Origin of the sequence: Microcoleus sp. B9-D4, assembly GCF_036705105.1 — a bacterium.
GTDB lineage: Bacteria > Cyanobacteriota > Cyanobacteriia > Cyanobacteriales > Microcoleaceae > Microcoleus.
Map to the genome: position 1 here is coordinate 61,730 of NZ_JAUBTS010000032.1, position 10,870 is coordinate 72,599.

General features: G+C 46.5%; 8 protein-coding genes and 1 pseudogene. 6 read left to right on the forward strand and 3 right to left on the reverse strand.

The features are described from left to right. Nucleotides 1–775: pseudogene (locus tag QUB24_RS19330) on the forward strand (WD40 repeat domain-containing protein); the annotation flags it as partial. A 228-nt stretch (nt 776–1,003) separates the two neighbouring features. On the opposite strand, the gene QUB24_RS19335 reads toward QUB24_RS19330, so the two are convergent. After that, nucleotides 1,004–2,206: a phytochelatin synthase family protein gene (locus QUB24_RS19335; protein WP_333154781.1), complete on the reverse strand. Its 1,203-nt coding sequence runs from the start codon at nt 2,204–2,206 to the stop codon at nt 1,004–1,006. A gap of 874 nt (nt 2,207–3,080) precedes the next feature. On the opposite strand from QUB24_RS19335, the gene exaC reads away from it, so the two are divergent. Both exaC and QUB24_RS19345 read left to right on the forward strand, forming a co-directional pair. Next, complete coding sequence (exaC, locus tag QUB24_RS19340; RefSeq protein WP_333154782.1) at nt 3,081–4,601, forward strand: acetaldehyde dehydrogenase ExaC; 1,521 nt, start codon at nt 3,081–3,083, stop codon at nt 4,599–4,601. Nucleotides 4,602–4,757: 156 nt separating this feature from the next. Continuing rightward, on the forward strand, nt 4,758–5,105 hold the full coding sequence (locus tag QUB24_RS19345) for a DUF779 domain-containing protein (RefSeq protein ID WP_333154783.1): 348 nt from the start codon (nt 4,758–4,760) through the stop codon (nt 5,103–5,105). A 529-nt stretch (nt 5,106–5,634) separates the two neighbouring features. On the opposite strand, the gene QUB24_RS19350 is transcribed toward QUB24_RS19345, so the two are convergent. Continuing rightward, a complete protein-coding gene (locus QUB24_RS19350; RefSeq protein WP_333154784.1) occupies nt 5,635–6,186 on the reverse strand; it encodes a DUF2854 domain-containing protein in 552 nt (183 codons plus the stop codon). 80 nt (nt 6,187–6,266) lie between these two features. On the opposite strand from QUB24_RS19350, the gene QUB24_RS19355 reads away from it, so the two are divergent. Both QUB24_RS19355 and QUB24_RS19360 read left to right on the forward strand, forming a co-directional pair. Continuing rightward, entirely contained in the window at nt 6,267–6,767 is a 501-nt protein-coding gene (locus tag QUB24_RS19355) for a hypothetical protein (RefSeq protein WP_333154785.1), read from the forward strand. 202 nt (nt 6,768–6,969) lie between these two features. Continuing rightward, the gene (locus QUB24_RS19360) at nt 6,970–7,140 is read left to right on the forward strand and encodes a hypothetical protein (protein WP_333104150.1); all 171 of its coding nucleotides are present in this window, start codon (nt 6,970–6,972) and stop codon (nt 7,138–7,140) included. 343 nt (nt 7,141–7,483) lie between these two features. On the opposite strand, the gene ppk1 is transcribed toward QUB24_RS19360, so the two are convergent. After that, the gene (ppk1, locus tag QUB24_RS19365; RefSeq protein WP_333154786.1) at nt 7,484–9,667 is read right to left on the reverse strand and encodes a polyphosphate kinase 1; all 2,184 of its coding nucleotides are present in this window, start codon (nt 9,665–9,667) and stop codon (nt 7,484–7,486) included. Nucleotides 9,668–10,124: 457 nt separating this feature from the next. Here ppk1 and QUB24_RS19370 point away from each other — a divergent pair, with 457 nt between their 5' ends. Then, the gene (locus tag QUB24_RS19370) at nt 10,125–10,712 is read left to right on the forward strand and encodes a transposase (protein WP_333154787.1); all 588 of its coding nucleotides are present in this window, start codon (nt 10,125–10,127) and stop codon (nt 10,710–10,712) included. Nucleotides 10,713–10,870: the final 158 nt, after the last annotated feature.

Below are 10,870 nucleotides of genomic sequence, written 5' to 3' on the forward strand. Positions count from 1 at the left end.
CATCAAACTGTGGAACGTGCAAACCCAAAAAGAGGTCACAACCCTCACCGGGCATAGCAATCCGGTCTATAGCGTCGCCTTTAGTCCCGATGGCTTGACTTTGGCTTCTGCAAGCAGTGACAACACCATCAAACTGTGGAACCTGCAAACCCAAAAACCCATCGCTACCCTCAGCGGGCACAGCGATTCGGTATGGAGCATGGCCTTTAGTCCAGATGGCTTGACTTTGGCTTCTGCAAGCTATGACAGCACCATCAAACTGTGGGATTTGCAAAGCCAAAAACCCATCGCTACCCTCACCGGGCATAGCAGTTCGGTCTATAGCGTCGCCTTTAGTCCAGATGGGAAGAGATTGGCTTCTGCAAGCAGTGACAACACCATCAAACTGTGGAACCTGCAAACCCAAAAACCCATCGCTACCCTCACCGGGCATAGCTATTCGGTCTATAGCATCGCCTTTAGTCCCGATGGCTTGACTTTGGCTTCTGCAAGTTATGACAAAACCATCAAACTGTGGAACCTGCAAACCCAAAAACCCATCGCTACCCTCACCGGGCATAGCAATTGGGTCTTGAGCGTCGCCTTTAGTCCAGATGGCAAAACTTTGGCTTCTGGAAGCAGTGACAACACCATCAAACTGTGGGTTTGGGATTTCGATAAACTAATGGCATTTGGTTGCAATTGGATTAGCGATTATCTCAGAGCCAATCCGAAAGCAACAGAAGAAGATAAACAGATGTGTGCTGATTACCTCAGCCAAGAGTCAATCAAATAGAATTTAGGCAAAAACCGCCAGCCAGCCAGATGTTCGCCCTACATTTTTTTACCACTACTTCCACTTTTTCCGTTGTCCATTCCTCACTCGCATCAGTCACACGCCTAATATTTCCCGGCCGCGAATCTTCCTCCACAACCGACACCAACATCGTATTATTAAATCTTGCTATTTAATTTTCACTTTTGTAGTTAGGCGAGATTTGGGGAGTTCAAAAAGCGGTAGGTGCTAACTGGGAGGGATATTACACTGATGTCCCTTTGAATATAAAATATAAAACTCCTGGAGTGCTGACATTTGTTCTCTCAATCTAGATATCTCTACATCCAAGGGAGGGAGTAGTTTCTCAAGGTAGCGAACCTCACTAAACCACAGTCGTAACTTGGGTTTGAGAGTTGCATAGAGCGTTTCGGGACAGGAGAGTAATATTGCTGTTATTATCTCTGCTGCGAATGGCTGTTGCGGCCACTTCCCTACAACAGACATTGCATCCCCGTCATCGCTTGACAAGCATTGGTGAACAATATTAAACAGTGAATTTAACTCAATAGCTGCCCGTAATTTCTCAAGTGTCTCTGCCGTCTCTGAGGAGATATTCACCATAGTTGTGAATTCAACAGGCAAATGGTGCAGAATGGTACTGACACATGAAGCAATGGAATCTGGTTGCTCTTTTCTTAGAATGTCTGGGAGTATTTCTGCAAAGTAAGGAGCAACACTACGCCACTGATGTAAATCACAAGCAACATGAAAGAAGGTTTCTGGCAACCTTTCACTCTTCTGCAATAAAATATAACCGCGACATTGATTAGTGACGGGATCGACAGGTTCAAATGCTTGCCATAATAAACGCAGAGAAACCCAGTGAGGTGGATATTTGAAACGGGCAACATCCAGCAGAAGAACTAGATCCCGCTTTGGATGATAGCCACCAATTGGTGAGAAGTGGCCATCACCCGTTTGTCCCAATACCTTTCGGCTGTAGGAAACAACTAGATGAATATCACCTGACGCCGTAGTCACTTTCTCAACTGCTTGCCGAAAGTTTTCCAAGCTGCTTTGGTGGTAACGATTAGGTTTTACAACAGCACCGTTGCAACGTGCTATACAGACAAACTCATCAAAGGTGATACCGTTTTCTTTAATGACTGAAAGAGGTAAGCAACAGTCTAAAAATTCCTCTCCATACCATCTCCACACCCCTTTCCAAATGCGACCCGGATCGATGGATAAGGCATTAAGAACAACAACTAAACTACCCAATCCACAAAAAGCGGGTTCTGCTTGGGTATGAAACTGTTCCGCTAGAGCAAAATACCCTTCCATACCTCCCAATGCCAACGCTTCTCGAAATATTTGCTTTCCCTCTACGGAGGAAAAGGCAATAGCAGAATCGGGGAGTGAACGACGATAAAACCCTTGAGCAGACATTGAGTGTTTTAACCCTTATTGCTTATGGTGCTAATAAATATTATGCAACCTCGTCACATTGATAATGATGAATGCACTTATTTACTATTTTTTTCAATCTTAGCAATAAAACGCTGCGAAGGTTTGACTTTCGGGGTGCAAATTTAAAAAACGTGACCCTTTGCGACGGACGGCTAGACATCAAGCTGATGAAACAATTCGGCAATTTACCACAGGTTGAGCGGTAGAAAGCTCGGATAAATCTCACATCTTGCACCCTTCTCAAGAACAGGCATCTTGCCTGTTCCACAAAGAGTGAATTTTCTTGTGGAACAGGCCGGAAAGCCTGTTCATAAAAAGCTTATTGAGAATGGTGCAACATCTCAAATAAATCAAACTTTTCTGAATAGCCTCACTCACGCGATGTTTTATAAGAGTCTGCTCAAGAGTTGTAATAGTTGCAATAAATCAAATTTAAGCCGGTGATTTGGGTTGGCAATGATCTGGTAGATTTCAGGGGATTTATATTGACGTTGCTGATAACGATAGGGAAATTAGCAAATACCTTAAAGCGCCCATTTCTGCTCCCTTCTTGGCTGAAAAAACCAGCCATTTGGTCAAAGCTTACTATCAGCTATCTGATAATTTTATAGCCGCACAAAGGATAGGTGCGTCACAGTTAATTGATCGTGTTTACCGTTGGGTGGGGGCGGGTTTTTGAGATGGTTTGTTTTAGCCTCAGATTGTTGGTGAATCCGCCCCTACAGGGACTGCAAAATTTTGAAAAAATGTAAAATTTTGTATATAAAATGACCGATGTTGCAGAAAATAAACGATAGTTGATATGCAAGAGATTTTAATCGTCCGCGAAAACAAATTTTAATCAGGTAATAAAATGGTAGTAGCAGCACCTGTTCAATCCGGCAGTCAGTCGATTTTTCAAACTCGCTACGACAACTTTATCGGCGGCAAGTGGGTGCCACCGGTGAAAGGGAAATACTCGGAAAACCTGTCTCCAATTACAGGAAAATCAATTTGTCAAGTCCCCCGATCGAGCGCAGAGGATGTAGAATTGGCACTAGATGCCGCCCACGCCGCGAAAGACAAGTGGGGTAAGACTTCCCCAGCCGATAGGGCGCGGGTTTTGCACAAAATAGCCGATCGCATCGAAGAAAACCTCGATCGCCTCGCCATCGCCGAAACCTGGGACAACGGTAAACCAATTCGCGAAACCCGCCTCGCAGACATACCGCTGGCGATCGACCATTTCCGCTACTTCGCAAGCTGCATCCGAGCTCAAGAAGGGTCGATCGGCGAACTCGACGGAACCACCGTTGCCTACCACTTCCACGAACCCCTAGGTGTCATCGGACAAATCATCCCCTGGAACTTCCCGATATTAATGGCCGCCTGGAAACTCGCCCCAGCCCTCGCCGCCGGAAACTGCGTCGTGCTCAAACCAGCAGGCCCCACCCCCGCCTCAATCTTGGTACTGATGGAAATCATCGCCGACTTAGTACCAGACGGCGTAATCAACGTCATTAACGGGCCCGGCGCCGAAATCGGCAAAACCCTCGCCACCAGTCCCCGGATTGCCAAAGTCGCCTTCACCGGCGAAACCACCACCGGCAGGCTAATCATGCAATACGCCTCCCAAAACGTCATCCCCGTCACCCTAGAACTCGGCGGCAAATCCCCCAACATTTTCTTTGAAGATATCTGCGCCCAAGACGACGAATTCCTCGACAAAGCAGTCGAAGGATTAGTCATGTTTGCCTTTAATCAAGGCGAAGTGTGCACCTGTCCCTCCCGCGCCTTAATTCAGGAGTCAATCTACGATCGATTCATGGAAAGGGCGATCGATCGCATCCGCCAAATCAAACAAGACAATCCCTTAGATCCGACAACCGCCCTCGGCGCCCAAGTCTCCATCAACCAGATGGAAAAAATCGCCGAATACGTCAAAATCGGTCACGCCGAAGGCGCAGAATGTCTAATTGGCGGCGAAAGAAACATCTTATCCGGCGACTTGCAAGACGGCTATTACTTCCAGCCAACAGTCTTCAAAGGAAACAACAAAATGCGAATTTTCCAAGAAGAAATCTTTGGCCCAGTATTAGCAGTCACCACCTTCAAAGACGAAGCCGAAGCATTAGAAATTGCCAACGATACTCTCTACGGTTTAGGTGCAGGAGTTTGGACTCGCGACATCAACACCGCTTATCGCATCGGTCGCGCCGTTCAAGCAGGCCGCGTGTGGACAAACTGCTATCACCTCTATCCGGCCCACGCAGCATTCGGCGGCTACAAATCATCTGGAATCGGCCGCGAAAATCACAAAATGATGTTAGATCACTACCAGCAAACCAAGAATTTGTTGGTAAGTTACAGCCCCAAAGCTTTAGGCTTTTTCTAAAGTTTTAGTCATTGGGAAGGAAACAGGAAGAAGGACAAACTTCAATGATTAGTGAACTCCTTCTTTCTCTCTTTCCTCTCCTTCTCTGCGCCCTCTGCGGTTCATAAAAAAATCTCATTCAAAAACGAAATAAAATTGCTACACAAAGAGACTGCAATGGAAACCATCGCAAAAGTCACCGCAACAGAAGCGGCTTTAAAATTAATCAATCATCTCAAAACTAAACACGGAGAATTGATGTTTCACCAATCCGGCGGCTGCTGCGACGGTAGTTCCCCCATGTGCTTTCCCGATGGCGAATTGATAATCGGTGATGGTGACGTATTGCTGGGCGAAATAGGCGGTTGTCCCTTTTATATTGCAGCGCAGCAATACAAATATTGGCAGCACACGCAGTTAATTATAGACGTGGCATCGGGGCCCGGAGGCAGCGATTTTTCCCTCGAAGGGCCGGAGGGAGAGCGTTTTATTACTCGTTCTCGCTTGTTTATTAAAGCTGATTAACTCTGTTTATCCTTAACTTGCCTGCATTTCTCTAAAAACATGAATTTGCTTAAGTCTGAAACCCGGTTTCTTTCAGGGGAGCGAAAAAACCTCTTTTATTTAAGTTTTTATCTAAGTTTCTCGCGTGGGCTAACGATGACCAATTTTCTGGCGATGGCAAAGGCATCTTATTTTTATAAGACTTGCTAGACAAAGGTTTCAGCCATTATTTGAGTGTGGTTGCCAAAAATTAAACCCTTGTTGAATCAGCAGAATTGCCAGATAAGCTCCTGATGTTCCTGCGCCGATAATACCTATCCTGCTTTGGGACGAAACCATTTGTGCTTCTCCTGATTTAAGATTCCCGATCGGTTCTCAACCACTATTGTAATTAAGGAAAATCAAATTGGGGCGATCGCCCAATTGCGGCTTGAGTTTTTGTTGATAGCGACAGGTTTCAAGCTGCCGCTAAAATCAGTATCTAAGCTGATGCAGGATTAATGTTTAATGGATGACTTCAAAATTCACGCACTCAAAACTTAAGACTACTTTAAGCTTGAGTATTTTTAATTAAAGCCAATTCTATTTTGTCACCAGCCTTTTGAGTCACTTGTGCGCGCAAACCTGGCCCAAAAAAAGTAGCTATTTTGTCTTGCTTTTCTTCCCATAAGTCGATCGCCAGTAGTGGCGAATAAAACTCTAAAATTAACCCATAAGCACCATCAACATCAACTTCCCGCAACCCTTGCAGAAGCGGCCGTTCCTCGTCTGTCGGGGCCAGGCCCAAGCGCTCCAAAGCATCATCTAAGTGCGCGGGTTGGCCGTAGCGAAATCGAGTGATATCTTTGCGGACTTGGTTTTGAGTATCTGTGGCCTGACTTTCTCGCAAGAGGAGAACTTCAGCAGAGGTAGGTTCGGTGAACTCCACTGGTTCGAGTTCGGCGGCTTTGAGAGCCAAACCTCCCAGCAACAGCGGAATTCCATAAAAAAACCCGGCTAGGTTCAGGGTAGGTCTGTCTGTGAAGTAGGCTCCAAACCCGACTGCTGCTATAATACCGCCAACAACTAAGGCTAGGTTTGCTAAAGAAATTTTACGTAACATATTAGTGAGGTAAGTAGTCGGACAGAAATAATATACTTTAATTATTATCTGTCAAAAAGTCTTGAATAAATTTAGTTTTTTTGCCAAAAGACCTGCAAAAACTGCTAGCATCTATGAGCGCGGGAGCGGTGTGCATCCACAGTCTTGTCTCTAGCTTCAGAAGCTTATCCAGCCGGACTCGTCCGGGCGCGCCATCGGTAAATATCCGTGTTAATTGCGGGGCTTTGGTTCCAGAAGGCAATCGAGATCGGCAGTATCATCAAAGTATACAGAGTGGCGATCGCGATCGACACTCTTGCCCTTTCAACCATTTTTCGGACATGATTAAAGACGAAGACAAACAAACTGCTGGAGCAAACAAGGCGGTTCTGGAGCAGATTAACTCGCTCAAGCGCGAAGATGAAAGGCTTTATAATATCTTAGCGATCGATGTCTGGGCCCTAGCCAAGACAATGGATGAATATCAACCGGGATTTTGGGCTGCTTTTATGAAAAACCGGGAGAAGGCCCTGAAGCGATTTTTAGCTGGAATGATTAAAAATAAACCCGCAGATACCAAACGTCCGCCTTTTTTGCGCTAAAATGTGGCTGAAGTTTGGCTGAAGTTTTGATGTACAATCAAACTATAACACAGACCCAAAAATCCTGAGCAGGTTCATCACTTCCCATATAAAAACAGTGAAGGATTGGCCCAAAAAGGGATGTCGGTGAATTAAGAATCTCCGTCTGTTCGCAGGGGGGAATGTCAAATATTTTTGTTAATACTAGCAAAGGCAAAAAACAATGGATGCACAAACAATCAAAGAGCGCGTAGCACAGATCGAAGTCAAGCGGGAATCCCTCGTGCGGCTGTTAGATCGATCGGACTTGGGAGCCATGAGAATAGATGTGAGTCAGGCGATCGAAGAAATCGACGATCTTTTAGAAGAATTCAAGCGTACTTTTAACAGTTAAGTAGTCAGTAGTCATTAGTCAGTCGTCATTAGTCAGTAGTCATTAGTGGTCGGCTAAGCTGTCGCGCATTTAATTTGCACATAGCAATCCTTTCGTAAGTTATAAACGTGGTTTGGGTTTCTAGTCGGGACGGGCTAGAAGCCCATCCCACAACTGGGTGGGACGGGCTAGAAGCCCATCCCACAAATCATGCAAGGATTGCTATAGTTATGTTAGTAAAAATCTTGTGGGCTGGGCCGAAGAGCCCGCCCAAAAAGTGAAAATTAAATGCAGTACAGCTTAATAACTAACAAGAACGGACAACTGCTAACTGCAAATTTGACTAATGACTAATGACTAATGATTAATTCAAAACCATATCCATCAAAATTTGCTGAGAGCTCACCTCCGGGCAATTAGCAGGCGGCCGCCGCTGAGAGTAGTGTCCCGAGGGCTGCAAATCCCAAGCTTGGCGGTTGTCAGCCAGCATTACTCCCAAAATTTCTTGCAATTCCTTGGCAATTGTCGGGTCTTCCACCTGAACTATGGCCTCAACCCGTCTGGTGAGATTGCGCTGCATCCAGTCAGCAGAACCAATATACACCTCTTCGTCGCCACCGTTGAAAAAATAAAACATCCGAGAATGCTCTAAAAAGCGACCGATAATACTGATAACTCGGATATTTTCGCTAACACCCTCAACGCCGGGACGCAAACAGCAAATCCCCCGAATAATCAAATCAATTTTAACTCCCGCTTGCGAAGCTTCGTACAAAGCAACAATGATTTGAGGGTCAACTAAAGCGTTCATTTTAGCGACAATGCGGCCGCAGCTACCGGTGCCGCCTTCGCCCTGCAAGCGGCAGAATTCTGCCTCGCGGCGGATTAAAGCTAAAAATCGATCGCGCATATTGACCGGTGCCACCAATAATTTGCGATAAGATACCTGCCGCGAATAACCAGTCAAATAATTAAACAAATCCGTCAAATCCGATCCCAAATCCTCGCGACAACTCAACAAACCCACATCGGTATAGAGTCCGGCTGTTTTGGGATTGTAATTGCCAGTGCCGATGTGGACGTAGCGGCGGATGTAATCGTCCTCGCGACGCACTACCATCACAATTTTGGTGTGGGTTTTGAGTCCCACCAAACCGTAAACTACGTGGACTCCAGCTTGTTCTAACTTGCGAGCCCAATTTATATTATTTTCTTCGTCAAACCTAGCTTTGAGCTCTACTAAAACGGCTACCTGCTTGCCGTTTTCCGCTGCTTGAATTAAGGCGCTGACGATCGGCGAATCTCCAGAAGTGCGGTATAAAGTCATCTTAATCGCTAACACGGAGCGATCGTGCGCCGCCTCAGTAATAAACCGCTGCACCGTCGCGGCAAACGAGTGATAAGGATGGTGCAGCATCAAATCCCCCTGCCGGATGGTCGTGAAAATATCCTCGCCCTCTTCAGCATCCAACCTCGATTTGTCTAAAATCCTTGCCGATTCCGAGTTTCGCAAGCGCGGCGGCACAACCGGAGTCCAAGGCGGGTCTTTCAGTTCCGGCACCGGCAGCCCCACAAAAGACATCAAATCCTTGAGGCCTAGCAGCCCCTCTACGACGTAAACATCTTGCTCACCGAGCTCCAGCTCCTCCATCAGCATATCTCGCAGCGCAGGGGGCATAATCGCTTGAATTTCCATCCGCACCGCAGAACCTCCAAACCGGCGCTTGCGGAGCTCCTGTTCTATTGCCAGCAGCAAATCCTCCGCCTCATCTTCCTCCACCGTCAAATCGGAATTGCGAGTAATGCGGAACGGGTGATATTCCTCAACGTCCATCCCCGGAAACAAAGCTTCTAAATTGTGGGCAATCACCTGTTCTAGGGGGACGCCAGTCCAAACAGGAGACTTGCCCCTCTGCTGCCACTGCAAATCCCCCGGTAGCGGCACAAACCTCGGTAAAACCTGCGGTACTTTGACGCGGGCAAATAATTCTTCCCGCGTGTCGGGGTCCCTGACTACTACTGCTAAATTGAGGCTGAGATTAGAAAGGTAGGGGAATGGGTGGCTGGGGTCAACTGCTAGGGGAGTGAGTACGGGAAATACTTGTTCTTTGAAGTAGCGGTGCAAGTAATTGCGCTGTTCTTGATTGAGGTCAATGTAGTCGAGAATGTAGATTTCGCTTGCTGCTAGTTTCGGCCGCAGGGTTTGCTCAAAATACGAGTGCTGCTGAGTAACCATCGGCAAAAGCCGCTTGTTCAAGGCATCTAGCTGTTGTTGGGGCGTGCGGCCGTCGGAGGTTAATTTGCTGACTTTTGCGTGTACTTGTTGTTTGAGGGCGCCGACGCGCACCATAAAATATTCGTCTAGGTTGGAGCTAAAAATAGCTAGAAATTTGAGCCTTTCTAGGAGGGGCGTGCGGGGGTCGAGGGCTTCGTGGAGCACGCGGTTGTTGAATTCTAGCCAGCTTTGTTCTCGGTTGAAGTAGTATTGGGGGTCGCTGAGGTTGATTTCAGTGTAGGTTTTGGCGGGGGTCTTTTTTGGCTTGGGCATGGTTTGAGGGAGTCTTTGGGAGGCTCGGTGATGGCATCTCTAGAAATAGTATTGTAGGTTAAAGGATTGGTTCGCATCTGCTTTTGGTCGATCGCACGTTTTTGTAATACCTGTAGGGAAACGGCATTGCCCTTCTTCGTGTCAACTTAAGACCAATGGCACTGAAAAAGTCAGCAAAAAAAAATCTGTAAGGCAATATCTACATAGATAATTGCCTTACAAACCAAAATATCTCCCTCTAGTATGCCAAATCGTGCGTCCATTCTCAAGCAACAATTTTTACAGAGTGTCGCCTTACCCTGGAGAGAACTGCTACCAGACTCTCAAGTCCTTGAGCTGTTGGCTAACGAGAACGTGAGGTATTACAGCAGTGTCTACACACCGATAGTGACCTTATGGGCGATGGTATCGCAGGTACTAGATCCAGACAAAAGTCAAGCGTCAAGCAGTGAAGCGGATGAGTACCTGGCTAAGTGTAGCCGGAGTCAAGCCTCCTTCCTCAGACACAGGGGCTTACAGTAAAGCTCGTCAACGACTACCCGAAAGACTCGTCCAACAGTTAGTACCTATAGTCGCAGAAGCTCTAGAAAAGCAAGTTCCAACAGAAAAACAATGGTGTGGATTGCGGGTGCGGGTACTAGATGGGACAACGGTGTTAATGAGTGATACTGCCGCCAATCAAGCCGAGTATCCGCAACACAGCAATCAAAAAACTGGGTGTGGATGGACGATCGCGAAAATGGTAGTGCTGTTTTCACTGCTGACAGGAGCAGTGGTATCGGCTGGTATTGCTTCGTTGGCGACGAGTGAGATTGTGATGAGCCGTTTGCTTTATGCAAATTTACTCCCCAACGATGTAATCTTAGCGGATCGAGCTTATGGCAATTATGTCGATTTAGTTTTGGTAAAACAGCAGGGAGCGAACGCTGTTTTTCGGAAAAATCATCTCCGTAAGACGGACTTAAGGGCGGGGAAAGAAGTTGGGAATTGGCGACCATCAAGTTGTCTGGGATCAGCCTCAACAGTGTCCGAAACACATGAGTAATGAGGAATTTGAGCAGAAGTGTTGAATGCTTATTTGATAGGATTTTGAAAATAGACATACGAATCCTATAAACTGCTGATTTCAGCAATTAAAAACAAGTTCCTTAAACCAGTGAATATAGCTGATTTTCTCACACATAAAAGCCTGTAAATATCGTA